The sequence below is a fragment of the Thalassospira sp. ABL2_045 genome (genome assembly GCF_056161285.1).
In genome coordinates this window covers 1-26436 of the sequence record NZ_JBSWYV010000010.1, presented here as the reverse complement: position 1 = coordinate 26436, position 26436 = coordinate 1, and the positions used below count along the sequence as shown (strand labels likewise).

At 55.7% G+C, this 26436-nt stretch carries 28 protein-coding genes and 1 tRNA gene; 12 read left to right on the top strand and 17 right to left on the bottom strand.

Annotated features, from left to right (window positions below):
* The first annotated feature begins 26 nt into the window (after positions 1–26).
* The 6 genes from ACXAIA_RS14390 to ACXAIA_RS14365 all read left to right on the top strand — a co-directional run bounded on the left by ACXAIA_RS14390 (position 27) and on the right by ACXAIA_RS14365 (position 6234).
* The gene (locus ACXAIA_RS14390; RefSeq protein ID WP_475345637.1) at positions 27–809 is read left to right on the top strand and encodes an ABC transporter ATP-binding protein; all 783 of its coding nucleotides are present in this window, start codon (positions 27–29) and stop codon (positions 807–809) included.
* Positions 806–1513 (top strand): ABC transporter ATP-binding protein, encoded by a 708-nt coding sequence (locus ACXAIA_RS14385; protein WP_475349923.1) that lies wholly within the window; start codon positions 806–808, stop codon positions 1511–1513. Before ACXAIA_RS14390 ends, ACXAIA_RS14385 begins: the two co-directional genes overlap by 4 nt.
* A 12-nt stretch (positions 1514–1525) precedes the next feature.
* Positions 1526–2536, top strand: coding sequence for a branched-chain amino acid ABC transporter permease (locus ACXAIA_RS14380; RefSeq protein WP_475345635.1), 1011 nt, complete (start codon positions 1526–1528; stop codon positions 2534–2536).
* Positions 2533–3861, top strand: a complete 1329-nt coding sequence (locus ACXAIA_RS14375; RefSeq protein ID WP_475349922.1) for a branched-chain amino acid ABC transporter permease — start codon at positions 2533–2535, stop codon at positions 3859–3861. The genes ACXAIA_RS14380 and ACXAIA_RS14375 overlap by 4 nt, the downstream gene beginning before the upstream one ends.
* A 304-nt stretch (positions 3862–4165) precedes the next feature.
* Positions 4166–5077 (top strand): DMT family transporter, encoded by a 912-nt coding sequence (locus ACXAIA_RS14370; protein WP_475349921.1) that lies wholly within the window; start codon positions 4166–4168, stop codon positions 5075–5077.
* Positions 5078–5217: 140 nt separating this feature from the next.
* Entirely contained in the window at positions 5218–6234 is a 1017-nt protein-coding gene (locus ACXAIA_RS14365; RefSeq protein ID WP_475349920.1) for a DMT family transporter, read from the top strand.
* Between the two features lie 89 nt (positions 6235–6323).
* Here ACXAIA_RS14365 and ACXAIA_RS14360 read toward each other — a convergent pair whose 3' ends face one another.
* Complete coding sequence (locus ACXAIA_RS14360) at positions 6324–7241, bottom strand: dimethylarginine dimethylaminohydrolase family protein (RefSeq protein WP_475349919.1); 918 nt, start codon at positions 7239–7241, stop codon at positions 6324–6326.
* A 125-nt stretch (positions 7242–7366) separates the two neighbouring features.
* Here ACXAIA_RS14360 and ACXAIA_RS14355 point away from each other — a divergent pair, with 125 nt between their 5' ends.
* Positions 7367–8269, top strand: coding sequence for a LysR substrate-binding domain-containing protein (locus ACXAIA_RS14355; RefSeq protein ID WP_475349918.1), 903 nt, complete (start codon positions 7367–7369; stop codon positions 8267–8269).
* A gap of 34 nt (positions 8270–8303) precedes the next feature.
* On the opposite strand, the gene ACXAIA_RS14350 is transcribed toward ACXAIA_RS14355, so the two are convergent.
* Together ACXAIA_RS14350 and ACXAIA_RS14345 are read right to left on the bottom strand one after the other, a co-directional pair.
* Positions 8304–8759, bottom strand: coding sequence for an N-acetyltransferase family protein (locus tag ACXAIA_RS14350; RefSeq protein ID WP_475349917.1), 456 nt, complete (start codon positions 8757–8759; stop codon positions 8304–8306).
* The gene (locus ACXAIA_RS14345) at positions 8759–10069 is read right to left on the bottom strand and encodes a diguanylate cyclase domain-containing protein (RefSeq protein WP_475349916.1); all 1311 of its coding nucleotides are present in this window, start codon (positions 10067–10069) and stop codon (positions 8759–8761) included. Before ACXAIA_RS14345 ends, ACXAIA_RS14350 begins: the two co-directional genes overlap by 1 nt.
* A 178-nt stretch (positions 10070–10247) precedes the next feature.
* Between ACXAIA_RS14345 and ACXAIA_RS14340 the strand changes: the two genes are divergently transcribed.
* From ACXAIA_RS14340 to ACXAIA_RS14330, 3 genes are all read left to right on the top strand, one after another.
* Positions 10248–10436 (top strand): type II toxin-antitoxin system HicA family toxin, encoded by a 189-nt coding sequence (locus ACXAIA_RS14340; RefSeq protein ID WP_475345627.1) that lies wholly within the window; start codon positions 10248–10250, stop codon positions 10434–10436.
* 48 nt (positions 10437–10484) lie between these two features.
* A complete protein-coding gene (locus ACXAIA_RS14335; RefSeq protein WP_475349915.1) occupies positions 10485–10853 on the top strand; it encodes a type II toxin-antitoxin system HicB family antitoxin in 369 nt (122 codons plus the stop codon).
* A 229-nt stretch (positions 10854–11082) separates the two neighbouring features.
* Complete coding sequence (locus ACXAIA_RS14330) at positions 11083–12192, top strand: hypothetical protein (RefSeq protein WP_475349914.1); 1110 nt, start codon at positions 11083–11085, stop codon at positions 12190–12192.
* A 254-nt stretch (positions 12193–12446) separates the two neighbouring features.
* Here the strand turns inward: ACXAIA_RS14330 and ACXAIA_RS14325 are convergent.
* From ACXAIA_RS14325 to cysE, 13 genes are all read right to left on the bottom strand, one after another.
* Positions 12447–12523: transfer RNA gene (locus ACXAIA_RS14325), tRNA-Met, on the bottom strand.
* A gap of 170 nt (positions 12524–12693) precedes the next feature.
* On the bottom strand, positions 12694–13839 hold the full coding sequence (mnmA, locus tag ACXAIA_RS14320; protein ID WP_475349913.1) for a tRNA 2-thiouridine(34) synthase MnmA: 1146 nt from the start codon (positions 13837–13839) through the stop codon (positions 12694–12696).
* Between the two features lie 129 nt (positions 13840–13968).
* Positions 13969–14673, bottom strand: a complete 705-nt coding sequence (gene tenA / locus ACXAIA_RS14315; protein ID WP_475349912.1) for a thiaminase II — start codon at positions 14671–14673, stop codon at positions 13969–13971.
* A gap of 126 nt (positions 14674–14799) precedes the next feature.
* The gene (gene iscX / locus ACXAIA_RS14310; protein WP_033067522.1) at positions 14800–14997 is read right to left on the bottom strand and encodes a Fe-S cluster assembly protein IscX; all 198 of its coding nucleotides are present in this window, start codon (positions 14995–14997) and stop codon (positions 14800–14802) included.
* 55 nt (positions 14998–15052) lie between these two features.
* A complete protein-coding gene (locus tag ACXAIA_RS14305) occupies positions 15053–15388 on the bottom strand; it encodes a ferredoxin family 2Fe-2S iron-sulfur cluster binding protein (RefSeq protein ID WP_062957393.1) in 336 nt (111 codons plus the stop codon).
* A gap of 153 nt (positions 15389–15541) precedes the next feature.
* Positions 15542–17440, bottom strand: coding sequence for a Fe-S protein assembly chaperone HscA (gene hscA / locus ACXAIA_RS14300; protein ID WP_475349911.1), 1899 nt, complete (start codon positions 17438–17440; stop codon positions 15542–15544).
* 25 nt (positions 17441–17465) lie between these two features.
* Positions 17466–18086, bottom strand: coding sequence for a Fe-S protein assembly co-chaperone HscB (hscB, locus tag ACXAIA_RS14295; RefSeq protein WP_475349910.1), 621 nt, complete (start codon positions 18084–18086; stop codon positions 17466–17468).
* Between the two features lie 154 nt (positions 18087–18240).
* The gene (locus ACXAIA_RS14290) at positions 18241–18582 is read right to left on the bottom strand and encodes a HesB/IscA family protein (protein ID WP_044826600.1); all 342 of its coding nucleotides are present in this window, start codon (positions 18580–18582) and stop codon (positions 18241–18243) included.
* Between the two features lie 44 nt (positions 18583–18626).
* The gene (gene iscU, locus ACXAIA_RS14285; RefSeq protein WP_475345618.1) at positions 18627–19031 is read right to left on the bottom strand and encodes a Fe-S cluster assembly scaffold IscU; all 405 of its coding nucleotides are present in this window, start codon (positions 19029–19031) and stop codon (positions 18627–18629) included.
* A gap of 75 nt (positions 19032–19106) precedes the next feature.
* Positions 19107–20330 carry an IscS subfamily cysteine desulfurase gene (locus ACXAIA_RS14280; protein ID WP_475345617.1) on the bottom strand — a complete coding sequence of 408 codons (1224 nt, stop codon included), beginning with the start codon at positions 20328–20330 and terminating at the stop codon, positions 19107–19109.
* Positions 20331–20357: 27 nt separating this feature from the next.
* The gene (locus tag ACXAIA_RS14275) at positions 20358–21485 is read right to left on the bottom strand and encodes a cysteine desulfurase family protein (RefSeq protein ID WP_475349909.1); all 1128 of its coding nucleotides are present in this window, start codon (positions 21483–21485) and stop codon (positions 20358–20360) included.
* Between the two features lie 49 nt (positions 21486–21534).
* On the bottom strand, positions 21535–22017 hold the full coding sequence (locus ACXAIA_RS14270) for an Rrf2 family transcriptional regulator (protein ID WP_475349908.1): 483 nt from the start codon (positions 22015–22017) through the stop codon (positions 21535–21537).
* A gap of 80 nt (positions 22018–22097) precedes the next feature.
* Positions 22098–22817 carry a serine O-acetyltransferase gene (gene cysE / locus ACXAIA_RS14265; protein WP_475349907.1) on the bottom strand — a complete coding sequence of 240 codons (720 nt, stop codon included), beginning with the start codon at positions 22815–22817 and terminating at the stop codon, positions 22098–22100.
* Positions 22818–23062: 245 nt separating this feature from the next.
* On the opposite strand from cysE, the gene ACXAIA_RS14260 reads away from it, so the two are divergent.
* Positions 23063–23701 (top strand): alpha/beta hydrolase, encoded by a 639-nt coding sequence (locus ACXAIA_RS14260; RefSeq protein WP_475345614.1) that lies wholly within the window; start codon positions 23063–23065, stop codon positions 23699–23701.
* Positions 23702–23740: 39 nt separating this feature from the next.
* Here ACXAIA_RS14260 and ACXAIA_RS14255 read toward each other — a convergent pair whose 3' ends face one another.
* On the bottom strand, positions 23741–24856 hold the full coding sequence (locus tag ACXAIA_RS14255) for an anhydro-N-acetylmuramic acid kinase (protein WP_475349906.1): 1116 nt from the start codon (positions 24854–24856) through the stop codon (positions 23741–23743).
* A 188-nt stretch (positions 24857–25044) separates the two neighbouring features.
* On the opposite strand from ACXAIA_RS14255, the gene tyrS reads away from it, so the two are divergent.
* A complete protein-coding gene (gene tyrS, locus ACXAIA_RS14250; protein ID WP_475349905.1) occupies positions 25045–26298 on the top strand; it encodes a tyrosine--tRNA ligase in 1254 nt (417 codons plus the stop codon).
* Positions 26299–26436 lie beyond the last annotated feature (138 nt).

Genomic DNA, 26436 nt, shown 5'->3' with positions numbered 1-26436 from the left:
AGAATGACAAGGGTCAAAAAATCCCCATGATACGGGTCGAAAACATCGCCAAGAATTTCGGCGGCATCCAGGCGGTCGATGGCGTATCGCTATCGATCGAAAAGGGCTCCATAACCGGCCTGATCGGGCCGAACGGGGCCGGAAAAACCACGCTTTTCAATATTATTGCGGGCGTCTTTCCGCCGTCTTCGGGGAAAATCTTCCTTGATGGCGAAGACGTTACCGAGTTGGAACCACACCAGTTGTTCCACAAGGGCCTGCTGCGGACATTCCAGATTGCGCACGAATTCTCGACACTGAGCGTGCTGGACAATCTGATGGTGGTTCCGGGCGAACAACCCGGCGAGCAACTCCGTCACAGCTGGTTCAACTTCTCTCGCGTCAAGGAAATCGAGGCACAAAACTACGAGCGCGCGCTCGAAGTGATTGATTTCCTTGAGATCGGCCATATCAAGGACGAGCTGGCGGGCAACCTTTCAGGTGGTCAGAAAAAGCTTCTTGAGCTTGGCCGTACCATGATGGTCGAACCGAAGATCGTCTTCCTTGATGAAGTTGGTGCCGGCGTGAACCGTACGCTGCTCAATACCATTGCCACCTCGATCAAGCGCCTCAATGAGGAGCGCGGCTATACCTTCTGCCTGATCGAGCACGACATGGACTTCATTGCACGCCTGTGTGACCCCGTCATCGTAATGGCCGAGGGCAAGCTCCTTACCCAAGGCACGATTGAAGAGGTCAAAAACAACGAGGAGGTCATCGAGGCCTATCTCGGAACAGGTCGCAAGCATGAACGGAAGGTGCCGTCATGAGTTTCTTAAGCGCAACCGGCATGACCGGTGGCTATGGCGGGACGGATATCCTGCATGACTGTACGATCACCGTCGAAAAAGGCGAGATCGCGGTCGTTGTCGGCCCGAACGGTGCCGGCAAATCCACCGCCATGAAAGCGGTATTTGGCATGCTGAACCTGCGTGAAGGGTCGGTGGTTCTTGATGGCAAGGACATCACCAACCTTGCCCCGCAGGAACGTGTTCCCCAGGGCATGGGGTTTGTTCCGCAGAACCGCAACGTCTTTGTCTCGATGACGGTCGAAGAAAACCTCGATATGGGGGCCTTCATCCGCAACGACGACAAGATCGAGGAAACCAAGGAACAGATTTTCAGCCTGTTCCCGATCCTTGGCGAAAAACGAAATCAGCCGGCCGGCGAGCTTTCCGGTGGTCAGCGCCAGCAGGTTGCTGTGGGGCGTGCCTTGATGACCCAGCCGAAGCTTCTCATGCTTGATGAGCCGACAGCAGGTGTATCGCCAATCGTGATGGATGAACTGTTTGACAAGATCGTGGAAGTCGCCAGAACCGGCGTCGCCATTCTGATGGTCGAACAGAATGCCCGTCAGGCATTGGAAATCGCCGATCACGGTTTCGTTCTGGTACAGGGACGCAACCGGTTCACCGATACGGGCGAAGCCCTTCTCGCCAACGAAGAAGTCCGCCGGTCCTTCCTGGGCGGATAAATGGGGTATTGAATGGAAATCCTTAACGCACTTGCGCTGTTTGCCAATTTCGTGGTCGTTCCGGCGACTGCCTATGGCGCACAGCTCGCCCTCGGGGCGCTTGGCGTCACACTTATTTTCGGCATCCTGCGATTTGCCAACTTCGCACATGGCGAGTTGATGTCATTTGGCACCATGATCACCATCCTGGTCACCTGGTTCCTGCAGAATATGGGCGTGTCGATCGCACCGTTCCCGACCGCCCTTCTGGCATTGCCGTTTGGTATTCTGGCTGCAATCAGCATGGCGCTTGTCACGGACCGGATGGTTTTCCGGTTCTATCGCAAGCAACGCTCCAACCCGATTGTGTTTGCCATCGTTTCGGTCGGTGTGATGTTCCTGATTGCGGGCATCATCCGTATCGTCATCGGCCCGGCCGATCAAAGCTTTGCCGATGGTCAGCGCTTTATCATCGGCGCGTTTGACAGCCGTCGGGCCCTTGGTCTTGATGAAGGCATTGCGATCAAGCAAAGCCAGCTGATCACGGTTGTTGTAACGGCCATCGTTGTGGCCTGGTTGTTCTGGTTCTTGCAGAAAACCCGTTCGGGCAAGGCCATGCGCGCCTATTCCGATGACGAGGATCTGGCACTACTGTCGGGGATCAACCCGGAACGCGTCGTCATGATCTGCTGGGTTATTGCTGCGGCACTCGCGGCCATTGCCGGGACGCTTTATGGCCTTGATAAGACCTACAAGCCCTTCATCTTCTTGCAGATCCTCCTTCCGATCTTTGCGGCCACCATTCTGGGCGGCATTGGTCAACCGGTCGGCGCGATCCTTGGCGCGTTCATTGTTGCCTTCTCTGAAGTGACGGTGACCTATGCGTTCAAGAAATTCCTCGCCTATCTCGGTCCCACGGACTGGGCCCCCGAAGGGCTCGTGCAGCTTCTGTCGACTGACTACAAGTTCGCGGTCTCCTTCATCATTCTGGTCGCGGTTCTTCTGATCCGGCCAACCGGTATTATTCGTGGGAAAGTGATATGACGAAGAGAGTTGCGCTCCTATATGGCCTGATGTGCCTGGTGTTGATCGCGATCGGCTTTCTTCAAAGCTGGAACGTCGCCTTTGGCATCTTCAATCTTTGTGTGATCTCTGCTGTGATGGCGCTCGGCGTCAACATGCAGTGGGGCTATGCCGGCCTGTTCAATGTCGGTGTGATGGGCTTTACCGCCCTTGGCGGCCTGACGGCCGTTCTGGTTTCGATGCCTCCGGTGGGCGAAGCATGGTCGGTTGCAGGCGGGGATATTGCCCTGTCGCTGCTTAGCCTTATCGCGACCATCGTTGCGGTCATTTACGCACGCCGTGTTGTGCCACCGGCCTTGAAGCTTCCGATCACGCTTTTGCTGCTTCTTGGCGGCTATTTCCTGATCGGTGTGTTCTTTGGTCCGGCAACCGATGCGATTGAAAGCATCGACCCGGCGCTGAGCGGTTACCTTGGTGGTGCGGGCCTGCCGGTCCTTGTTGCCTGGCCGATTGCCGGTCTGGTAGCTGCGGGTGGTGGCTGGCTGATCGGGCGTATCGCGCTTGGTCTGCGTGCCGATTATCTCGCGATTGCCACCCTTGGTATTTCCGAGATCATCATTGCGATCATCAAATACGAAGAATGGCTGTCCCGTGGCGTTAAAAACGTCACCGGCATTCCGCGTCCGGTGCCTTATGAGGTCGACCTGATCGAAAGCGAATGGTTCATCAATCTGGCGAACTTCTTTGGGGCCGCCGAGATTTCGGATGCTGCCAGCCTGTTTGTCAAACTGTGCTATGCGGTGCTGTTCGTTGTCGTGCTGGCGATCATCATGTGGTTTGCCGAACGCGCATTGAAGTCCCCGTGGGGCCGTATGATGCGCGCCATTCGTGACAACCGCGATGCGGCGGCTGCGATGGGCAAGGATGTCAAACGTCGCCATCTGCAGACCTTTGTTCTGGGCTGTGCCGTTTGCGGCATTGCCGGTGCGATGTTGACCACGCTTGACGGTCAGCTGACCCCGACCAGTTACATTCCGCTGCGCTACACCTTCCTGATCTGGGTGATGGTGATCCTTGGCGGTTCAGGCAACAACTGGGGCTCGATCCTAGGCGGTTTCATCATCTGGTTCCTGTGGGTCGAAGCAGAGCCGTTTGGCAACTGGTTCATGTCCACGGTCACCGCACCGCTTGGTGAAGAGTCAGAACTGGCACAGCATCTGGTCGCCGGTGCGGCCTATATGCGCTATCTGATGATGGGTGCGATCCTGCTGGTTGTAATGCGCTTTGCGCCAAAGGGGCTGATACCCGAATCAACCAACAGACCCGCCGTCACGCGGGCATCCTGATAAAGCATTCTCAAACGGGGCGAGTACTTGAATGTACCCGCCCCGTTTCTTTATGGCTGATTGCCTTTGCGTCCTCCTCCCCAAACACGCCGACGCCCCATCCACACCGGTCGCAAGAATGTGAAAAACAGCGCAAGAACGTGAAAGCCACGTGGCGCTGATTGTGGCCTATTATCAGTCGTTGGCTATGCCCCACATAGCCCAACTTCCCTGATTGGTCCCCGCGCGCCACCACCCCGCGTGACCAGTTCGCGCAACCCTTCGTGCCACCAACGCCTTTGCACGTGCTGTTTTGAAAGCCCCGATGATGACAGCCCTTTTATTCGTGATCGTCACTGCCTGCTGGGGATTTACCTGGTATGCGATCAAACTTCAGATCGGCCCGATCCCGGTCGAAATTTCGATCTTCTATCGCTTTGCACTGGCGGCAGTCGTTCTGTGCGGCTTCCTGTTGCTCACACGTAAATGGCGCCCGGTGCCGTGGCGGGCCCATCCGTGGATCGTGCTTCTGGGCTGCGGGCTGTTTGGCATCAACTTTATCCTGATGTATTCCGCGACCGGCTATATCGCGAGCGGTATTGTTGCGGTGATCTTTACCACCTCGACCATTTTCAATGCGCTGGGCAACTGGGCCTTTTATGGCAACCGTCCGGGTTTGCGCTTTGTCTTTGGCGCGGCATTCGGGCTTGCCGGTATTGCCTGCATGTTTGCCAATCAGATCTACGCCCTGTCGCACAATCCGCACGCCATCACCGGCATGATTTTAGCTTTATGCGGCACGGCGGTGTTTAGCTGCGGCAACATGGTGTCGGTCAAGCTGCATGCCATGGGCATCCCCAACCGCGATGCGGTCGCGCGCGGCATGATCTATGGCACGGTATTGCTGTTCATCTTCGCCATGTTCAAGGGCCAGACACCGGTCATGCCGAGCGAACCGCTTTATATCGGTGGATTGCTCTATCTCGCCATTCCCGGCTCTGTCGTCGCCTTCATCGCCTATCTCGCCCTTGTGAACCGGGTCGGTGCCGGGCGTGCCGCCTATGTCACCGTACTGTTCCCGGTGGTCGCCCTTACCGTCTCAACCTTCCTTGAAGGCTATGTCTGGACACCGATTGGCGCCACCGGGCTTGCCATGGTGTTACTCGGCAATATCACGATCTTCGCCAAACTGCCGAAATTCATTGGTGTGAGGAATAAAGCCCTCGCCACGGAATGATAGATCTACTTGTCTGATGATAACGCGGGGCCTTTGTAGCCCCGCTTTTTTGCGCGCACGTACAAGTCCGAAACTGGCGAGCAGCATTCGTCGCATTTGCCTAACCTTCGTCCGTCACCAACAGATGGATGGAGCCCGCGATGTTGCCCCACAAAAACACCACGCGTCTTTTACCGCTTGAGAACGAGATTGCCGCACGACCGGCGGGTCGCGGCATTGATGCCCCATCCCGCGCGCACACCACCCACGCCTCGCGGCCCAATGCGCCCGCCCCTCTGATGGATCGCACCAGCTGGGTGATGCTGATCAGTTTGTCGATGCTTTGGGGTGGTTCGTTCTTTTTTACTGAAATCGCACTGGTCGATCTGCCGCCGCTAACCCTTGTGCTGTGCCGGGTTTCAATTGCGGCCATCGTGCTGTGGTGGGTAGTTTTGCTGCGTAATATTCCGATCCCGCGTGATGCGAAATTCTGGGGTGCGATTGGTGTGATGGGGGCGCTCAATAACCTTGTGCCGTTTTGCCTGATTGTCTGGAGCCAGACACATATCACCAGTGGCCTTGCCGCGATCCTGAATGCCACCACCCCGCTTTTCACCCTGCTGATCGCCCATATCGCGACGGACAGCGAAAAGCTGACGCTCCGCAAAACCATGGGCGTTCTGATCGGATTTGGCGGCGTGGTTGTGATTTTCGGAATGCCGACATCCGACACTACTGTTGGCCTGCTTGCCCCAGCGGCGGTGCTGCTGGCCGCGTTCAGCTATGGTTGTGCCGGGGTGTTTGGCCGTCGCTTTGCCGCCACCCCGCCAATCCTGACCGCAGCCGGTATGACGAGTGCCTCAAGCCTGATGCTACTCCCGCTGTCACTGATGATTGATCAGCCTTGGCACCTGCCCATCCCGACGACGAGCACCATCCTTGCGGTTCTGGCCTTTGCCACGCTAAGCACTGCACTTGCCTATATCCTGTATTTCGCCATCCTCAAACGCGCGGGGGCATCCAACCTGCTGCTGGTTACCTTCCTGATCCCGGTCAGTGCGATTTTGTTGGGTGTGGGTCTTCTTGGCGAAGCATTGATGATACAGCACATCATTGGCATGGTTGTTATCGGGCTTGGCCTGCTGGTCATTGACGGGCGGTTGCTGATTTGGCGCTAACACCCCTGCCCTGTGAACAATCATTCACAAACAAAGGGACCAGAAATGTCTGGTCCCTTTGCTGTGGTGTCAGACTACAACCAATGCCCTCAAACGCGATCGCGGCGCAGCGGTTGGGCCATGCAATGCACGCCGCCGCCCATCATCGTGATCATCGAGAGATCCGGGTCATAGACCTTAAAGCCAAGCGCGCGCAGCTTTTCATTCAGATCGGTGCTGGCCGCGGGGGACAAGACCCGGTCATTGCCCAGAGACATGACATTGCAGCCAAGCGACATCGCATCCTTGAACCCGATCGGTACAATTTCAATCTTGCGCTGCTTGAGCCAGGCCAGAACATCATCGGGCACGGTATCGAGGCACACCGCCGCACATTTCTCGGCAATCATGCAGACCATGATGTCGATATGGACATAAAATCCGTCAATCGGGGCGTATTTGACGTCCCAACCTTCTTTTTCAAACCACCCGCCGATCTGCTTGGCAGCCACTTCTTCGCAGCGCAGGCCGGTATAACCAATCAAGGCAGCGCCCGGCTCGATAATCTGAAAATCACCGCCTTCGAAGCTTCCGGCATTGACCATGTCATAAATCGGAATGCCCGCATCCATATGGAAGCGGATTGCGGTTGCGTATTCACCCCGGCGGCGCGGATTTGCCAACTGGGTGATCACTGCGCCCCATGGGGTCATGAAGCTCGAATCACGGGCATAGAGGCCATATTTAAGGTTCTCGTCAGCCGGCAGGGTATGAATTTTGACCCCGGCATCGTGATAGGCATCGCACATTTCACGGTACTGACGCACGGCAACCTGATGATCGAAATGGCGTCCCTGCGCTTCGGTTTCGCGGTAGACAGAGCTGAACTTTGCATTGTCCATCGGGCCGAATGTTTCGATCGGGCCCAGCAGGACATCGCGCAAGGTGCCGTATTCGGAATTGATCCCCCAATCGTCAAGCTCCGGCGTGCCGCCATTCGGGTTGCGCGCCATCAATGTGCTGCTCATTCCGCTCGATACCATATTCATTCCCCTGAAAGTCCGTTTCTGACTACAAGTTTCTACTTGAATTGAGATTGCGCATAGTGATGATTATTAATCAGCTTGATAAGTTCAGATCATGAGTAACTTTGATGAAAATTGGCGACCGATGGATATCGCTCAATGCGCTGCATACCTTTGAGGCCGCCGCCCGCCACGGTCACATGGGTCAGGCCGCACGCGAATTGAACGTCACGCAAAGTGCGGTCAGCCATCAGGTCCGCACGCTTGAAGACGCGCTTGGCGTATCGCTGTTTGAGCGTCACGGCCGCCGGATCGAGATCACACCGGCCGGCGCCCGGTTCATGAGCGCGATCCAGACCGGATTTGACGGCATCAGTGCCGCCGCATTGTCATTACAACAAGATGCGTTTTCCGGTGTTTTGACAATCATGTCGCCGGTGTCGTTTCTCAATGAATGGCTGGCTGCAAAACTGGCCGATTTCCTGACGGTCTTTCCCAATCTCAGCTTGCGCTGTGTGCCGATGGAACGCGGGCGCACCACCATCGCAAGCGAGATTGATGTCGCCATCGCCTTTAACACCTATGAATTTTCTGGTCGTGTTGTCGCGCCCTTGCTGGAAATCGATGTGTTTCCGGTTTGCGCGCCAAGGCTGGTCGCAGGCCCCTATCCGCTAAACCCGACCATCATTGAACGCCATACCCTTATTCACGAAGACAATGGCAATGTTTGGTCGCGCTGGTTTGCCGGTGCGGGCATAGCACCGCTGACACCACGACGCTACATCTATGCCGGTTCGCTGCATGATGCGATGGCCTTTGCACGCAAGGGGGCGGGATTTGCCCTGTCTGACAGAGTTCTTGGCCAGGAAGACGTTGCGTCGGGCACCCTGGTTCAGCCGTTTGGCTCCAATGCCCTGAAACTAAGCGGCTATTACCTTGCCACCCGGATCAACGAGCCGGAAAACTCGGCCGCAAGTGCGTTCACGCGCTGGCTTAAGCGGGAAGTTTCGAAAACCGACGTAACGCCCTGAGGCCCTTCATGCGCTGTGGCACGACCTTTCGCGGTCAGCCTTCAAGCGGCTTCTCATAAACCACCCAGTTTGAGGCCTCACCGATCTGGTCATACAGACGCCGTGCCGCCGCATTATCCGCCGCCGTAATCCAGGTCAGCTTGAACCATCCCCGGTCTCGGGCGATATCGCCCAGCTTGGTCATCAGGGCCTGCGCCACGCCCTGCTGTCGCATTTCAGGCGCAACATACAGATCATCAAGATGACCAAACCACGCCCCGGTCAGGGTTTCCGGCACAGGGCGATATTGCGCAAACCCGACGACCTGCCCGCCCTTGACGGCCAGCAAGCATTCCATGGGGCCGTTGGCATCCATGATCCAGCCCCATGTCGTATCGAGGGCCGTTTCAGAAACCGCACATCCATAAAACACCATATAGTCGCGAAACAGACTGGCCCAGGCATCGCGGTCATTGTGGATTGCCGGGCGTATGTCGATGTTATCGGCCATCAATCTGCCATCTCCCACCCGATGTGATAAAGGTTTGTGCCCTCTGACTTGGCAGCATACATCGCCTGATCGGCAATATGGATCAGGGTATCAAGTGTGCGGGCATGTTCGGGATAAATGCCGATACCAAGGCTGGCACCGACGCGATAGGTGCCCTCCCCCAATTCGAGCGGTGCTGCGATTGCGCCAAGGATCTTGTCGGCAATGCCATGGACCTCGGCATCGGTTTCAAGGTCTTCGAGAATGACGGTAAACTCATCGCCGCCAATACGGGCCACGGTATCGGACGCCCGGACGGAATTCATCAAGCGCTGCCCGGTATTGATCAGAATGTGATCCCCCGCGACATGGCCGAGCTCATCATTGATCTGCTTGAACCCGTCAAGATCGATAAACACCACTGCAACCTGCTTCTCGTTGCGCTTGGCACGGTCCATCGCCTTGCGCAGCCGGTCTTCAAAAATGATCCGGTTGGGCAAGCGGGTCAGCGGATCATGGAAGGCAAGGTTACGGATCTGATCGGCTTCTGCGCGTTCCTCGGTAATGTCGCGCACAACCCCCATCATCTTGATGGTTTGGCCAGCCTCGTTCTTGGTGACATTGCCGGTTTCACGCAGCCAGCGGATGGTGCCATCGGGCCAAACCACGCGGTATTCCTCGTCATGGTTTTCGCCGGTCTCAATGCAGCGGATTTCACCTGCACGCACGTGTTCCTTGTCATCGGGATGCACGGCATCGCAAAACAGGGAATAGGTCGGCGTTACCTCGCCCGGTTTATAGCCAAACATGCCATAAATCGCGTCCGACCAATAAAGCTCGTCGGTATCAATCCGCCAGTCCCAGGTCCCGATGCGCGCGAAATACTGGCTTTGCTTGAAGCGCTGCTCTTCCTCGGTCGCACCCGGCCGGATCCGCGAAAGATCGCGGATAATCAGCACCGTCTCACTGCGGTCACGGAGCGCCAAAAGCGTCACCGTAACCGGAAAAATCGACCCGTCCGCCCGAACAGCATCGGCCCGATATTCGATTTGCGGCCGTGCGTCGGCCGTGCCGGGAAAGCCCCGTAACAGGTCGGCGACATTCAGCCCTAAAACCTCCCGATCGAACATCGCTTTGGCAGCTGCGTTGAGACGCTTCACAGAACCATCCGCACCAAGCGTCACGATACCGTCAGAAATCGTCGCCATCACGGCATCAGACAGGTCTTGGCGCGCACTTTCCCGCCTGTGCAAACGGACCGCATAGCCCCCCGCAAGAACGGCAAGGACGGCGAAAAACAGGGAAACGAACAAATAAACGGCGTCAGGCATCGGTGGGCGTGGGCTTCCCAAACAGAGTATAGCTCTGACTATAGCTATATGCCGGTAGAATGAAAAGCTAGGAGGAAAATGAAGTCGAATGACAGCACATTAATGCGCATTATGCGCATAGAAATTGACATTCTGGCCAAAATACGCATAATGCGCATATCAGTAATGAAAGGGGGCCATGGATAGCAGACAAATACTCAAACAGCTTAAAGATGATGGCTGGGAAATCGTTCGCACGAAAGGCAGTCACCATCAGCTAACGCACCCGACCAAACCGGGTCGCGTGACAGTGCCACATCCCAAGCGGGATATCCCAAAGGGCACCGTCAAAAGCATTGAAAGGCAATCGGGTATAAAGCTGCTGTAAATGGCTTTCCGGTTCCTTACGGGAAATGGGAAACAGGATTACAACAGAATGAAACAGACCTACTGGGGTTTGGTCCATACCGACGATGACGGCGGCTTCGGGATTTCCTTTCCGGATTTTCCGGGTTGCGTCAGTGCGGCAGAGACGATGACGGAATTGGTGGAGTTGGGCACAGAAGCCCTTAACTTCCATATCGAAGGCATGCATGCCGATGGCGAAGACATCCCGCCCCCCTCGCCGGTCGTCGAGCTTGAAGATGGAGCCGTCGGTATTGTCGCCATTACCGCGACCATTCCGGGTAAAAAGCGCCGAATCAACCTGACGCTTGATGCAAATCTGATTGATCTCATCGAGGCGAAATACGGCAAGCGCGCGGTTTCAAGTTTCCTTGAGGAAGCTGGGCGGAAGGCGCTTTGACACGGCAGTGTGTTATGAAAGACAGAGGCAAAAAGGGTCTGTCCCCTTTATTTCAAGCAAGTGCTGGGATCGGATAGGTCTGCCGCTCTTGATTAGCGCAAAGGGGATAATTGGAAGCGTCGTCTAAGACCGCCCCTTCCAACTCGTACTGAAACTTTCAGTTTTTTACAATTTGATGTTTAATACCCCAAATCCACAACCACTGGTTATTCAGCATTGGGGGTTCTTCTTGGACGTAAATGATGACGACCTTCTCAATCGTCAATTCTGGACGAAAGATCCTATGAGCTTAGATGGCTTAATAGACCATCGACCAGATAGCAGCGAAGTGCCAATTATCGAATTCCAGTACGATCTGAGGCAAACGGATCCGAAGAAAACGCGTCTTGTCAAATGCGTACACTGCAAAGTAAGCAAGCCAAACCACTCAAGAGGGTTTGTACTTAAATTGCCAAGTACAGATGAACGATTTCTTATTGGACATGATTGCGGCAAGAAACATTATTCAGCCCATTTTGAACAAGTTAGCCGAGACTTTAGGGAACAGAAAAAACGGAGCCTTCAGCTAGTTAGACTTAAGAGAGTCCAAGCAAGGTTTTCAACCTTCCTCGAATTCCTCAACAGCTTTAAGCGAAGTGACTTATTCACGGTCTATGATGAATTACACATAAGTTTGATTGACAAGCTTCCCGAGCTGCAGCGCTTCCTAGCTCAGTCTTCTGGCGAGCTTACCATTCCGATAAAAGTTCGAGATATAGACCGAGAAGCGCGAGAAAATTCAGGCTATGAGGAACAGAAGGAAGAATGGGATAGCCTCACTACAACAGAAAAGAAAAAGAGAAGGCGTGAAGGCATAAAACCTCCTCAGCCTAAAAAGCACTTCATCACTCAAAACAAGGTTGTTGGTCGGTTCAACGGTCGAGATTTTGTTGTTTGGCAACACCCAATTGCGGAAGAGCTTGTTCAAATCTCAAATCATCTAAAAAACTCATACGTTGAAATTCGTGAAATTCAGACAAGTAACCTTACAACTCAACAGTTGCGAACCAAACTAAACCTGATCGAAACCTTAGCAAAACAGATCAACGGTCTCGCTGAAAGAACGCAGGCCATGAATGCGTTTTTTGAACCTGCTAACCTAAAATCAATTGCGAATTGGGCGAATGAACACCCTGAGATCAGAGAGAGTTATTCAGCGTCTGGATGGAGCATGGTTTGCGAGGACAAACGATATGGTGGAAAAAGATACGTGGTCTCTTTTCCAAGAAATCGCTTGCCTACCCTAGAATTGGATGAATTGCATCAGTTCATCGATATTTCGCAACTCGGTGAAGACTAGCCTTCACCTCTCAACCCGTTTTGTCGCCCTTCGTGTCAGGCTTTCTCATTCTGTTCAAAGCAAGGAGGGAATTGTAAAAACCAGCCTTTGGGCTGCTTTTTATCCTTGGGCTTTGCCCGGCGGACCATCGCCCGATGGGCGATGTCTCTCGAAAGCTGCGTGCCTCGCTTTCTCGCGAACCAGGGGGCTCAAGCCCTCTCCTGCCGCGCACAAATGAAATAAGCCCTGCATCAGGGATGCAGGGCTTATTTAATTGGTAGCGGAGGAGGGACTTGAACCCCCGACACGTGGATTATGATTCCACTGCTCTAACCAGCTGAGCTACTCCGCCTCAAGCAATTTTGTGGTGTTCCGTACGGTGCGGAACGAGGCGGTTTTTAAGTCAGGGAGCCGTCCCCGTCAAGCGCCTTTTTGACGATTTTGTCAAAAAAGATTTCCGCAAATCCGCCAAACAAAACCAACGGGCGAGGATCATCTGCCCTCGCCCGTGGCTATCGGTGATCAGGCAGCGCTTGCGGTGTTGCCGATCTGCTCTTCGCGGGTGATCCAGCCACCGCCAAGGACGCGTTCGCCCTGATAGAACACACCGGCCTGCCCCGGCGCGATGCCGAACTGGGCATCGTGCAGTTCAATGCGCGCTTCGCCAGCGGCTTCGGGGTAGATGGTTGCTGTGGTCGGCTGCATGGCCGAGCGCAGTTTGACTTCAACCTCAACCCCGTTTTCATCAATTGCGTCGCCATCAAGCCAGTTAAGCTCGCGGACATAGACCAGTTTCTTGCCAAGGGCGGCTTTGGGGCCAACAATCACCTGACGCTTTTCCGGCGAGAGTTTGACGACATAAAGCGGTTCGGCCGTCCCACCGATATTCAGGCCACGACGCTGGCCGACCGTGTAATGGATCAGGCCGCGATGATCGCCCAGCACATTGCCATCAAGATCAACGATCTCGCCCGGCTCGCCCGCCTCGGGACGGAGCTTTTCGACCAGACGGGCATATTTGCCATCCGGGACAAAGCAGATGTCCTGACTGTCGGGCTTATCGGCGACTTCGAGGCCGTATTTGGCGGCAAGTGCGCGGGTTTCGGCCTTGCTCATCAGATGGCCCAGCGGGAAGCGCAGGAAATCGAGCTGTTCCTGGGTCGTGGTGAACAGGAAGTAGCTTTGATCGCGGTTGGGATCAGCTGCACGGTGCAGTTCGGCGCGGCCATTGGTACCCAGTTTACGCTGCACATAATGGCCGGTCGCCATGCAATCCGCGCCCAGGTCATAGGACGTTTCAAGCAGATCGCGGAACTTGACGGTCTGGTTGCATTTCACGCACGGGATCGGGGTTTCGCCGCGCATGTAACTGTCGGCAAAATCATCGATCACTTCTTCGCGGAAGCGGGATTCGTAATCGAGCACGTAATAGGGAATGTCGATATCCTCGGCCACTTTGCGCGCGTCATAAATATCGCGCCCGGCACAGCAGGATTTCGCACGGGTCGGGGCATTGGCCCCCATATCATAAAGCTGAAGCGTGATGCCGACTACGTCATAGCCTTCTGATTTCAGAAGGGCCGCAACGGCAGAGCTATCCACCCCGCCCGACATGGCAACAACCACGCGGGTATCTTCCGGGGCTTTATCAAAGCCAAGAGAGTTCATTTTTCCCACCCATCTGCGGGTCAAGGCCGCAGCGACAAGAAGTTGTACAAAGATCGATCTCAAACGACCAACGGGCGGCGCATACGCCACCCGTGACGGTTTATTCGGGCTTATATAGGCGATATTGGCCTATTTTGCCAGATCAAGTCCCATCTGCCAAAAATCGGCTTCAAGGCGGCTTGCCATGGTAAAGGTCTCAACCAGCCCTTCGAGGCGGCGATGCCCCCCGCGCGTAGCACAGGTATGTTCAAGCAACTCGATTTCGGCCTTTGCCACGTCCTGGAATTCCTCGGACGCATACATTTCAATCCATGCCCGATATGGATTGCCGTCAAGCACAGTATCAGAACTTGCCATCAAGCGGTTTGCGATTTCGGCATAGCCCACCATACAGGGCATCAGGGCGACCTGCAGGTCGACGACATCGCCCTGATGGCCGCGATCAAGCACATAGCGGGTATAGGCGATGCAGGCGCGGGCTTCGGGCTGTGCGATGATATCGGCCTCTGACAATCCCCAACCTTCGCAGAATTCCAGATGCAGCTTCATTTCCATATCGAGGATGGCATGGACCGTGCCGGAAAACTGGCGCATCGCATGCAGGTCTTCGGCCTTATAGACCGCCAGCGCATAGGCCCGCGAAAACTGGATCAGGAACAGGTAATCCTGAATGAGGTAATGCTTGAACGCAGCTTCCGGCAGCGTGCCCTTGCCCAACTGCCTGACGAAGTCATGGCAGACATAGCTTTGCCAGGCATCGGGCGCACAGGTGCGCAATTTGCCAAATAGGCTGTAGGCCGGGATGATGTCGTTGAAGGTGGCGGGCTTGCTCATGGATGTCCCTTCCCTTTTTCTTTTATCTTGGCGCAAACAAAAACGGACCAGCCCGCAGATGCAGGCTGGTCCGGTATTTCGTGATCAGGGTGCAGGCCGCTTTGGCGCACATCACGCTCATCAAAATCAGTCTTCGCGTTCGTCGATCCAGGCCATCTGGATGGCTTCGAGAATCTTCTCGTTCGATTTCTCGGGATCGTCTTCGAACCCTTCAAGCTCGGTGACCCACTTATGCAGGTCGGTAAAGCGAAGGTTGAGGTTATCCTTGTCCGGATGGGCATCCTCAAGCTCGATCGCGATGTCCTGAATGTCTGTCCAACGCATATCCGTCTCCTTTGGTGCCGGGGCGGAATACCGCCCGGTCAGCAGAAGGTGAAACTTACTTGTCGACCATCATGTTGCGGGTCGCGGACGGCAGGGTCACGCGCAGACCGTCGAGCTCGTCGCTCATGATGATCTGGCAGCCAAGACGCGACGTTTCGGTCAGGCCGAAAGCAAGATCAAGCATGTCTTCTTCGTCTTCGGACGGCTCGTCGAGCTTGTCGAACCATTCTTCGTCAAGAACGACGTGGCAGGTCGAACATGCCAGCGAACCTTCGCATGCGCCTTCAAGGTCAATGCCGTTCTTGTGGGCAGCTTCCAGTACGGACAGGCCGTCGGCAACTTCGAATTCCTTTTCGGTGCCATCCGGCTCAACAAAAACGATCTTAGGCATCTGTGCCTTTCTCCTCGGTAATACTTGTCGTTCGATCTCTGTTTATACGAAGCCGTGCTTCGCACTTGTCCGGCCCTGACCTTGGCGGTTGTCGGGGACAATCGCCGCAGTTCGCCGGTTTGTCAATTCTACCGGTGTCGATTAATTCACTTCCTAGTTCACTTCATCGACATTCTGCCCGGCAAGCGCCTGGCGGATCCGGCTATCCATGCGGGCCTCGGCAAACGGGCGCGATGCATTTTCAAGCGCCTCGGCGGCGTCATTGATGGCTTCGCGGTCCTCGCCGGTCGTGGCCATTTCAAGCTTGCTAATCGCTTGATTGATATTAGTTTCGTCTTCCTTGGTCAGAAGCGCGTTGTCGGCTGCCATCGCGGCATTGACCGCCAGAATGTTCCGGCGTGCTTCAACCCGGGCTTCGGTCAGGACGCGCATTTCCATGTCTTCACGCGCATGCACCATGCTGTCGCGCAACATGGTCGCCATATCGGTTTCATTGATGCCATAGGTCGGCTTGACTGCGACTTCCTGTTCCGTGCCGGTGGTTTCTTCGCGCGCCGAGACGGTCAGAAGACCATCGGCATCGACATTGAACTGCACACGAATGCGCGCGGCCCCTGCGGCCATCGACGGAATACCGGTCAGAACAAAGCGCGCCAGCGAGCGGCACTGATCAACCATTTCGCGTTCGCCCTGCACCACATGGATCATCATGGCCGACTGACCATCCTGATAGGTGGTGAATTCCTGGGCCTTGGCGACCGGAATCGGGGTGTTGCGGTCAATGACCTTTTCAACAATCCCGCCCATGGTTTCCAGACCAAGAGACAGCGGCGTGACATCGAGCAGAAGGTTGTCAGAGCCACCGGTCAACGCTTCGGCCTGAAGGGCAGCGCCAAGAGCAACAACCTCGTCCGGGTCAATGTCGGAAAGCGGTTCCTGTTCAAACAGATCGGCGACGGCCTTGCGCACCGCCGGCACACGGGTCGACCCGCCGACAAGCACGACACCCTTGACGTCTTCGGGCAGAACATCGGCGTCATCAAGAACCTGTTCGGTGATTGCGGTCGTGCGCGCAACCAGCTTGGCAATCATACCATCGAACTGTTCACGGGTGACGCTGTGTTTGGTTTCCGTGCCGTTGAGCGCCACGGACACTTCGACACTGTCCTGATCGGTCAGGCTCTCCTTGACCGTACGGGCCGCCTTAAGCAGGCGTTTGGCGTCCGACGCATCAAGATCATCGGTTGCCCCGCCGTCTTTGCGTTCCGCCAGAAGATGCTCGGCAATCGCATGATCGAAATCATCGCCGCCAAGGGCGGCATCACCGCCAGTTGCCTTCACCTGGAAGACGCCCTTCTGCATTTTCAAAAGCGAGATATCAAACGTGCCGCCACCAAGATCATAAACGGCATAAAGCCCCTCTGCCCCGTTATCAAGGCCATAGGCAAGGGCAGCGGCCGTCGGTTCATTGACCAGACGCAGGACTTCGATCCCGGCGAGCTTTGCGGCATCCTTGGTCGCGGTCCGTGCGCCATCATCGAAATAGGCCGGAACCGTGATCACGGCCTTTTCAACCGACTGATCAAGGCTTTCTTCGGCCCGCGCACGCAAGGAGCGCAGGATATCGGCCGAAACTTCGACCGGGGTCAGAACCCGCTTGCCGACATTCAGGCGCACCATCATCGGTTCGCCGTTTTCGGTTTCAGATTCTTCGGGGACTTCAACGTGATAAGGCAGCGTGCCTGCGACCGATTTGACATCTTCAAGCCCACGGCCCATCAGACGTTTGACCGATGAAACCACGCGGCTGGCATCGGTATTGATCTGATCGCGCGCCGCTTCGCCGACCACCGGGGTCTCGTCGCCGTAATAGACGACAGAGGGCACAATCGCATTGCCACCGGATTTATCGCGCAGCACTTCGGGTTTTTCCGAGTTCGAAATCGCGACAACCGAGTTGGTCGTACCAAGGTCGATGCCAACAGCAACCTGGCGCTCATCCTCGTGCGGGAGTGGCGTTTCGCCCGGTTCGTGAATTTTTAGCAGAGCCATCTTTACGTCCAGTCTTTTTCTATGATCAGGCAGCGGCAAGGCGTGATTTCTTCGCGCGCGCTTCCTCGGTCATTTTCATCAGGTATCTCAGACGGGTGGCCAGTTTCTTGGCCGCGTCATAGGATTGGCTATCAAAGGCGGCGCCCAGGTCCTTTTCACAGGCGCGTGCCTGTTTGCGGGTATCCTTGATCATGGCATCGATGGTGAGTTTGTCATCGGCATCATCAAGGGCTTCACGCATTTCCATCGCTTCCATCAGAAGCTCTGGATCATTGACCGTGTGGCCTTCGTCGCCTTCGGGCTCGTGACCGGCCAGACGGAGCATGTAATGCGCCCGTGCAACCGGGTTTTTCAGGGTCTCGAAAGCTTCATTCAGGCTCGCGGCCTGTTGCGATGACAGGGCCTGCTCGCGACCGGATTTTGACGCAAACCGGTCGGGATGGAGCTTCTGCTGCTGCTTGAGATAGGTCGCTTCCATCGCATCGACATCAACCGCAAAGGATTGTTCCAGGCCAAAGCGGGTAAAATGATCCAGCTGGCCCGGGGGCTGAATAGCGTTGCAGGTTTCGCAAAACAGTGCGCTGACATCGACCGGCCCCTTGCAGGACCAGCAAACCTTGTGCGCCGATTGTTCGGTGTTGCTCACGCGATGCACTTCCGAGGATTAAAAGACAAAAACAAATCAATTCAAAAAGGCGCAAAGTGACCGGCATTCGGTCAAATCACCCTTTTTCAGGCGATGGCCCCGGCGATATCGCCAGGGCCATAACCATTCAGAAAGCAGGGAAAGCCCGGCCTGATCAGACGTGGAAGGATTCCCCACAACCACAACGACCTTTTTCGTTGGGGTTCCGGAAAACAAAGCCTTCTTCCATCTTGTTGACCTCGTAATCCATCTCCGTGCCCAGCACGAACATAATGGCTTTGGGGTCGATCAGGATTCTCACGCCGTCTTCAAGTTCGACGACTTCTTCGAAGCCATCGGCACCATCAGCATATTCCAGCGTGTAGGACAGGCCCGAGCACCCTTTGCTGCGCACACCAAGCCGAATGCCGTGCGAAGGTTTCCCGCGGCTATCTAGCAGTGCCTTGATGTGATCAAGGGCAACCGGTGTGACAGAAATCGGTGACGGTAGAGCCATTGTATTCTCCCAAAATTCCGAAAACGATGGGGAGTGGGCGCTGCTTATTCAGCAGCGTCCACATCCGCTGCGCCGTTTTTGGTTTTGTAGTCGCTGATTGCAGCTTTGATCGCGTCTTCGGCCAGGATCGAGCAGTGAACCTTGACCGGCGGAAGTGCGAGTTCCTCGGCAATCTGCGAGTTCTTGATCGCGCCGGCTTCGTCAATCGACTTGCCTTTGACCCATTCGGTGATCAGCGAGCTCGACGCAATGGCCGAACCGCAACCGAAGGTCTTGAACTTCGCATCTTCAATGATGCCTTCCGGGGTCACCTTGATCTGCAGCTTCATGACGTCGCCGCAAGCCGGTGCGCCAACAAGGCCGGTACCAACAGACGTTTCGTTCTTGTCCATGGACCCGACGTTGCGCGGGTTTTCGTAATGGTCGATCAGCTTTTCACTATAAGCCATGATAGGAATCCTCCTAAAAAGTCCTGTGTCTCTCTCACGAGATTGATTACGTCAAACGTTCGTTTTCAGCCGTGCTTAGTGTTCAGCCCATTCGATCGACTTGATGTCGATGCCTTCCTGCGCCATTTCCCAAAGCGGGCTCATTTCGCGCAAACGCTCCACTGCGGTGCAGATGGCATCAACGGCTTCGTCGAGCTCTTCCTTGGTGGTGTAGCGACCAATGCCGATGCGAAGGGATGTATGGGCCAGTTCTTCGTCAACACCAAGAGCCCGCAGAACGTAAGACGGTTCCAGCGACGCCGAGGTGCAGGCAGAGCCCGACGACACGGCAATGTTCTTGATGTCCATCAGAAGGCTTTCACCTTCGACATAGGCAAACGAAATGTTCAGGTTGCCGCAAACACGTTCGTGTTCGTCACCATTGACATAGATGTCTTCAAGACGGTCACGGAAACGTTTGAGCGTGTAGTCACGCAGCTCTTCGATGCGGGCGTTTTCTTCGGCCATTTCGTTGGACAGAATGTCACACGCCTTGCCAAGACCCACGATCAGCGGGGTCGGCAGCGTACCCGAACGCATGCCACGTTCCTGACCACCACCGGTGATCTGTGCAATGACACGCACACGCGGACGACGGCGAACATAAAGCGCACCAACGCCTTTCGGGCCATAGATCTTGTGACCGGAAATCGACATCAGGTCGATTTTCATGTCGTCAACGTCAAGGTCGATCTTGCCAACCGCCTGCGCACAGTCGGTGTGGAAGAAGACTTTGCGTTCACGGCAGATCTCGCCGATTTCCTTGAGCGGCTGAATAACACCGATTTCGTTGTTCACGCCCATGACGGACACGAGTGCGGTTTCGTCGGTGATGGCAGCCTTGAGTTCTTCAAGGTCGATCAGGCCGTTTTCCTTAACGCCAAGATAGGTCACTTTGTAACCTTCCTGCTCAAGGTGGCGGGCACTGTCGAGCACGCATTTATGCTCGGTGACAACCGTGATCAGGTGCGGCTTCTTTTTGCCGTAGAACTTCATCACGCCCTTGAGTGCGAGGTTGTTTGATTCGGTCGCACCCGAGGTAAAGATAATTTCCTTGGCCGATGCGCCGATGATCTTGGCAACCTGGCCACGTGCCACTTCGACCGCATCTTCTGCTTCCCAGCCAAAGCTGTGGTTGCGCGAATGCGGGTTACCGAATTTCTCGGTGAAGTATGGCAGCATTGCCTCCACGACCCGCGGGTCGGTCGGCGTCGTCGCCTGGTAGTCCAGATAGATCGGCTTTGCTTTAAGCTCGTTCATTTTAAAGGCTTCCTCACTCACTCTTTCTCAGGCAGCGTGACGCGCTTTCTTACGCGCTGCGTTACCCCTCATCCGGCTCCAAACTCGGACAAATGTATCAATATCTTCATCGGTGCTTTCCAACCCCAGACTGACCCGAATGGCCGAGCCCGGCTCGTCAACACCCATTTCTTTCAGCACGTGGCTTTCACGTACCTTGCCTGACGAACAGGCTGATCCCGAACTGATGGCTACACCTGCCAGATCCAGTGCCATAACCTGGGTTTCCCCGGGCATTCCTGGCAGGATCAGGCAACTTGTATTCACCAGTCGCTCCGTTCCTTTTGCGGCGATCAGAAGCTCTGGCGCTTCGGATGCCAATTCCGTTTCAAGGCGATCGCGCAATTTCGCGATATCTGCCATTTTCGCCATGTTGGCCTCGGCACGTTTGGCAGCGGCTTCAAAGCCTGCGATCCCGACAACGTTTTCAGTACCACCACGGCGGTATTTTTCCTGCCCGCCGCCCCGGATCTGGGGGACCAGCATCACACCCTGCGCAATCGCAAGGGCACCAACACCTTTCGGGCCGCCAATCTTATGGGCCGAAATCGACACCATATCGACCAGCATCCGCCCCATATCGACCGGCACACGTCCCAGCGCCTGAACGGCGTCACAATGGACCTTGGCGCCATATTCACGGGCCAGCAGGCCGACCTTGGCAACCGGCTGAATAACGCCGGTTTCGTTATTGGCCAGCATGACCGACACCAGAACCTTTTGCCCGGCATCCGATGCGTCTTTGAGCATCGCTTCAAGGGCAGCCAGATCAATCACGCCATTGGCATCCACCGGGATGCGCTTGGCATCGGGTCTTGCTTCGATAACCGAAGGATGTTCGACCGCACTGGTAAATACGGTGACATCTTCCAAACCGTTCAGCGCCAGATTGTTGGCCTCTGTCCCGCCGCTGGTGAAAACGATCCGTTCGGAATCGCCGCCCACCAGGTCGGCAATGGTGCGACGTGCATGATCAACAATCTTGCGGGCCGCACGACCACTGGCATGAACCGAAGACGGATTACCTGCCACATCCATCGCAGCGATCATGGCCTGCTTTGCTTCCTCGCAAAGCGGCGCGCTGGCGTTGTAGTCGAGATAAACCTGCTCGGTCATCAGTTTAAAATCATCCTTATTCGCATCTGCCCTCGATATAGAGGAGCATTTACTGTGCCGCAACCTGTGACGGCTCTTCGATTTGGGTTGTTTTACCCTGGAACGTCCGAAGCGTCCCCGCCACATTGCGATCGACCACATCAGCCAAGCTGACAGAGGCCAGATAGAGATAAATCTGGTTGCCCAGTTCTTCCCACAATTCGTGGGTCTGACAGCGACCACGGTTGGCCTTGCAGCCCTTGGGAGATCCGGACTTGCAACGGGTTGCGCGGATCGGCTCGTCGACAGCCAGAATGACATCGGCAACACGGGTTTCCGTGGCATTGCGTGCCAGCAGATAACCACCACCCGGGCCGCGCACCGAACGGACCAGACCGCCCTTGCGCAATTTGCCAAACAGCTGTTCAAGATATGACAGTGAAATTTCCTGACGGTCCGCAATGTCTGCAAGTGCGACCGGTCGGTCCTTGCTGCTTTCAGCGAGATCGACCATCGCCATAACGGCATAGCGGCCTTTGGTACTCAGCTTCACGGTGCGTCCTCCTGCCTTGCTTTCGGGTTACCCCATAAGCGGGCTTGTTCGTTTACATTGCGTAGTATGACACGCAAATTCTATTCCGATGATGCGACAATGCGCGGTTTCTCAGGCGTGTCGTCTTTGCCGGCTTTTTCCGCCTCAAGTGCGACAACCTTGTCACGCAGCGTCTGAACTTCACGACCGAGTTCATCAAGCGCACGCGCCACCGGATCGGGCAAATCGCCAAGCGGCGTACCATAAGCGCAGAACCGGTCATCTTGTTCGCGGCGCACCATCTTGGCCGGAATACCGACCACGGTGGCCCCTTCCGGTACTTCGCCCAGAACAACCGCATTGCCGCCAACACGGGCATTCTTGTGCACGGTGAACGGCCCCAGGATTTGTGCGCCGGACCCAACAATCACACCGTCCTCAAGGGTCGGGTGACGTTTCAGACCACGCTGACCATCGCTATTGACGCTTGGCGACGTCCCGCCAAGGGTAACCCCCTGATAGAGCGTGACATCATCACCAAGTTCGGCCGTCTCGCCGATCACGACACCCATGCCATGGTCGATAAAGAAGCGTTTGCCGATCTTGGCCCCCGGGTGAATTTCAATCCCGGTCAACCAGCGCAGAATCTGCGACAGGAACCGTGCCGTCAGGCGGAAACCGCGTTGCCACAGCCAGTGTGTGCCACGATATCCCATGATCGCATGAAACGCCGGATAGCTGATCACGACTTCCCAACGGGATCGCGCAGCAGGGTCACGGGCGATCATCGCGTCAATTTCCTGACGAATTAGCTTGAACATGGGGCGGTCCACTGTGTAATTAGTAGCTTCGATTCCCGGCACCCACGTCCACGCCCGGCCTCGCGCAGATCGCGAAAGCGGGTTGGAAAGGCACCATCGGGTTAGCCGGAATATAGGATAACCGAGTAACTTGGTCAAGTATTTGCCCAAAGCAATTTATGCGCAAACACGAAAAAACTCACAAAAACACTCGGATATTTTTGTTGCACACATCTTTCCATTCGTGGACAGGAGCAGTCTGATCCATGCCTGAGGTCATTTTTAACGGCCCCGAAGGTCGCCTTGAAGGTCGCTACCATCATAACGGCGCTGACGATTCGCCCATCGCACTCATCCTCCATCCGAACCCGCAACAGGGTGGCACAATGAATAACAAGTTGTGCTTTAACATGTTCAACATGTTCAAGGATCGCGGCTATTCCGTCATGCGGTTCAATTTCCGCGGCGTGGGTCGTTCGCAGGGTGTGTTCGATCAGGGCATCGGCGAACTCTCGGATGCGGCATCCGCCCTTGACTGGATGCAGACCTATAACGCCAATGCGCGCGCAACCTGGGTGGCTGGCTATTCGTTCGGTTCCTGGATCGCGATGCAGCTTCTGATGCGCCGCCCGGAAATCGACGGCTTCATTTCGGTTGCAGCCCCGGCAAGTGAACATGACTTCACCTTCCTGGCCCCCTGCCCGTCATCCGGCATTCTGATCCATGGCAGCCAGGACACCAACATTCCGGTCGCCTCCGTCAACAAGCTTGCCGACAAGCTTAATGCCCAGAAGGGTATTGAAGTTGATATGTGCGCGATTGACGGTGCCGATCATTATTTTGCCAAACAGCAAGATGACGTGATCAAGCATTCGGCTGCCTATCTCGACAAACGCGGCGCGTAAGCACTGCTTGCGAATACGAACAAACGAAAGGCCGCCTGATCAGGCGGCCTTTTTTGTGGTGTAAAGCTTGCCACCGCAACAGGGCTCAGGAACCCCGGTGGTACCGGGAAAGCTGAGCGGCAAGTCACGCAGATGGCGCACGGCCAGGAAGCCGAAACATTCCGCCTCGACCGCATCCCCATCCCAGTCCAACTCATCGACTGATCGCACTGGTACAGCAAGGCGATTTTCCAGCGTTGCCATGATGTAATCATTATGACGCCCGCCACCGCAGACAAACCAGCTTTGCGGGGCACGTGGCAGGTGATTGACCCCGGCGACGACGGCCGCCACCGTGCAATTGGCAAGGGTTGCCGCACCATCCGGAACATTCAGCTTGGCCTCAACTACCAGTCCATCGATGCGTGCGGCCATATCTTCACGATCCAGCGACTTGGGCGGGGTGCGGTCAAAATACGGGTCTTCAAGGAATTTGACCTCGACCATCGGATCACCCGTACCCGATGCCGCCGTCGCCCCGTTCAGATCAACCGGATTGCCGGTATGGCGCAGCATCCAGTCATCAAGGCGTGCATTGCCCGGCCCGCAATCAAAGGCCAGCAATTCATCATCGACGTCAATATAGGTGACGTTCGACACACCACCGATATTAAGGACCGCAACGGGTAAATCGACACCGGCACTTTTGATCAGGGCGGCGTGATAGATGGGTGCGAGTGGTGCGCCCTCCCCACCGGCCGCCACATCGGCCAGCCTGAAATCGGCGACCACCGGAATGCCGGTTTGCTCCGCCAACATATGTGGCGTTCCGATCTGGCGCGTGATGCCATTGCCCGGTTCGTGAAAGACGGTTTGGCCGTGAAAGCCGATGACAGCAATATCGCCCGCCGCAATACCGGCTTTATCCAGCAACATGTTAACAGCATCAACATGCACCTGTGTCAGTTCATCGGCAACGACATGTTCGCTGTTGGTCGCGCTACGATTGCCAAAACATGCGCGCATGCGTTCACGCAGTTCTGGGGCATAGGCCACAAAGACGGACTGGCCGGTGCGGCGCACTTCAACACCATCGGTTTCAATCAGCGCTGCATCCACCCCGTCAAGGGAGGTGCCGCTCATCATGCCGATTGCCGTGATCCAGCCCTGTGTCATGTTGTACTCCGTGCCGCGAAAACTGTTGGTTTGGCGCAGCCTAACGGGAAATTATCGCGAATTCGTTACCCGGATGGCAGATCTGTTCGCCGATGCGTTGCCGAGCGGATGTTTTCTGTGCTAGATCATCGCCTCCGCACATAATGGCGGCTCGAAATTTCTATCACAACCAACATAGCGCAAAAACCATGACTGAACTGAAGTCTGATTTTCTCCGCGTCATGAATGACCGCGGTTACATCCACCAATGTACTGATCTTGAAGGGCTTGATGCCTATGCATCGGATAACACGGTGGTGTGCTATGTGGGCTATGATTGCACTGCAGACAGCCTGCATGTCGGATCGCTTGTCTCGATCATGATGCTGCGCTGGTTGCAGAAAACCGGCCACAAGCCGATCGTCCTGATGGGCGGCGGCACGACCCGCGTTGGTGACCCGACAGGGCGCGATGATGCGCGCCCGGTTCTGACCGATGAAATCATCGAAGGCAACATGGCGGGCATCAAAAAGGTCTTCCAGCAGTTCCTAAGTTTTGGCGATGGCCCAACCGATGCGGTCATGGTCAACAATGCCGACTGGCTGGATAAGTTGAACTACATCGAATTCCTGCGTGATTTCGGTCGCCATTTCTCGGTCAACCGCATGCTGAGCTTTGACTCGGTCAAGCTGCGCCTGGATCGTGAACAGTCGCTGAGCTTCCTTGAGTTCAACTACATGATCCTGCAGGCCTATGACTTTGTCGAACTGAACCGCAATTACAGCTGTACGCTTCAGATGGGCGGATCCGACCAGTGGGGCAACATCGTCAATGGTGTAGAGCTTGGCCGTCGTGTTGATGACAAATCGCTGTTTGGCCTGACCACCCCGCTGATGACCACCGCATCGGGTGCCAAGATGGGCAAGACTGCGGCTGGTGCCGTTTGGCTGAATGAAGAACGCCTGTCGTCTTATGACTACTACCAGTTCTGGCGCAACACCGAAGACGCCGACGTCATCAAGTTCATGCGTCTGTTCACCGAGATGCCGCTTGATCAGATTGCCGAATACGAGAAACTTGAAGGCTCGCAGATCAACGATGCCAAAAAGGTTCTGGCATTTGAGGCGGTCAAGCTTTGCCGCGGCGAAGAAGCCGCCCTTGCCGCAGCCGAGACCGCGCGCAAGACCTTTGAAGAAGGCGTTCTGGCCGATGACCTGCCGACCGTCGAAGTCGCCAAGGCCGACCTTGATGCGGGTATTCCGGCCTTTGATCTGTTCCGTCGCGCCGAGCTTGCCAAATCGGGCGGTGAAGCACGCCGCCTGATCAAGGGTGGCGGTGCCAAGATCAATGACGAGAAGGTCAGCGATGAAAACGCAAACATCACGGCTGATGCACTGAACTCAGATGGTGTCATCAAGGTTTCGGCAGGCAAGAAACGTCACGTCCTGATCAAGCCGGTCTGATCCAGCCAGAACCGCAGAAAAACAAAAGCCCCGCCGATTATCGTGCGGGGCTTATACTTTGAGAGGCAGAAGGATTTGTTATGATCCTTCTGCCTCTTTTGTTTGAACGGGTGGTGGCCACCACCCGTTCACGGTGCA

Bases quoted from the DNA above. Each gene is read 5' to 3' on its own strand.
- iscU (WP_475345618.1), bottom strand. From the start codon at position 19,031: ATGGCTTATAGTGAAAAGCTGATCGACCATTACGAAAACCCGCGCAAC.
- mnmA (WP_475349913.1), bottom strand. From the start codon at position 13,839: ATGAACTCTCTTGGCTTTGATAAAGCCCCGGAAGATACCCGCGTGGTT.
- ACXAIA_RS14255 (WP_475349906.1), bottom strand. From the start codon at position 24,856: ATGACACAGGGCTGGATCACGGCAATCGGCATGATGAGCGGCACCTCC.
- ACXAIA_RS14275 (WP_475349909.1), bottom strand. From the start codon at position 21,485: ATGACCGAGCAGGTTTATCTCGACTACAACGCCAGCGCGCCGCTTTGC.
- ACXAIA_RS14305 (WP_062957393.1), bottom strand. From the start codon at position 15,388: ATGCCTAAGATCGTTTTTGTTGAGCCGGATGGCACCGAAAAGGAATTC.
- ACXAIA_RS14375 (WP_475349922.1), top strand. From the start codon at position 2,533: ATGACGAAGAGAGTTGCGCTCCTATATGGCCTGATGTGCCTGGTGTTG.
- tyrS (WP_475349905.1), top strand. From the start codon at position 25,045: ATGACTGAACTGAAGTCTGATTTTCTCCGCGTCATGAATGACCGCGGT.
- ACXAIA_RS14280 (WP_475345617.1), bottom strand. From the start codon at position 20,330: ATGAACGAGCTTAAAGCAAAGCCGATCTATCTGGACTACCAGGCGACG.
- ACXAIA_RS14385 (WP_475349923.1), top strand. From the start codon at position 806: ATGAGTTTCTTAAGCGCAACCGGCATGACCGGTGGCTATGGCGGGACG.
- ACXAIA_RS14355 (WP_475349918.1), top strand. From the start codon at position 7,367: ATGAAAATTGGCGACCGATGGATATCGCTCAATGCGCTGCATACCTTT.
- tenA (WP_475349912.1), bottom strand. From the start codon at position 14,673: ATGAGCAAGCCCGCCACCTTCAACGACATCATCCCGGCCTACAGCCTA.
- ACXAIA_RS14335 (WP_475349915.1), top strand. From the start codon at position 10,485: ATGAAACAGACCTACTGGGGTTTGGTCCATACCGACGATGACGGCGGC.
- ACXAIA_RS14365 (WP_475349920.1), top strand. From the start codon at position 5,218: ATGTTGCCCCACAAAAACACCACGCGTCTTTTACCGCTTGAGAACGAG.
- ACXAIA_RS14340 (WP_475345627.1), top strand. From the start codon at position 10,248: ATGGATAGCAGACAAATACTCAAACAGCTTAAAGATGATGGCTGGGAA.
- ACXAIA_RS14390 (WP_475345637.1), top strand. From the start codon at position 27: ATGATACGGGTCGAAAACATCGCCAAGAATTTCGGCGGCATCCAGGCG.
- ACXAIA_RS14350 (WP_475349917.1), bottom strand. From the start codon at position 8,759: ATGGCCGATAACATCGACATACGCCCGGCAATCCACAATGACCGCGAT.
- hscA (WP_475349911.1), bottom strand. From the start codon at position 17,440: ATGGCTCTGCTAAAAATTCACGAACCGGGCGAAACGCCACTCCCGCAC.
- iscX (WP_033067522.1), bottom strand. From the start codon at position 14,997: ATGCGTTGGACAGACATTCAGGACATCGCGATCGAGCTTGAGGATGCC.
- cysE (WP_475349907.1), bottom strand. From the start codon at position 22,817: ATGTTCAAGCTAATTCGTCAGGAAATTGACGCGATGATCGCCCGTGAC.
- ACXAIA_RS14290 (WP_044826600.1), bottom strand. From the start codon at position 18,582: ATGGCTCTACCGTCACCGATTTCTGTCACACCGGTTGCCCTTGATCAC.
- ACXAIA_RS14260 (WP_475345614.1), top strand. From the start codon at position 23,063: ATGCCTGAGGTCATTTTTAACGGCCCCGAAGGTCGCCTTGAAGGTCGC.
- ACXAIA_RS14345 (WP_475349916.1), bottom strand. From the start codon at position 10,069: ATGCCTGACGCCGTTTATTTGTTCGTTTCCCTGTTTTTCGCCGTCCTT.
- ACXAIA_RS14360 (WP_475349919.1), bottom strand. From the start codon at position 7,241: ATGAGCAGCACATTGATGGCGCGCAACCCGAATGGCGGCACGCCGGAG.
- ACXAIA_RS14380 (WP_475345635.1), top strand. From the start codon at position 1,526: ATGGAAATCCTTAACGCACTTGCGCTGTTTGCCAATTTCGTGGTCGTT.
- ACXAIA_RS14370 (WP_475349921.1), top strand. From the start codon at position 4,166: ATGATGACAGCCCTTTTATTCGTGATCGTCACTGCCTGCTGGGGATTT.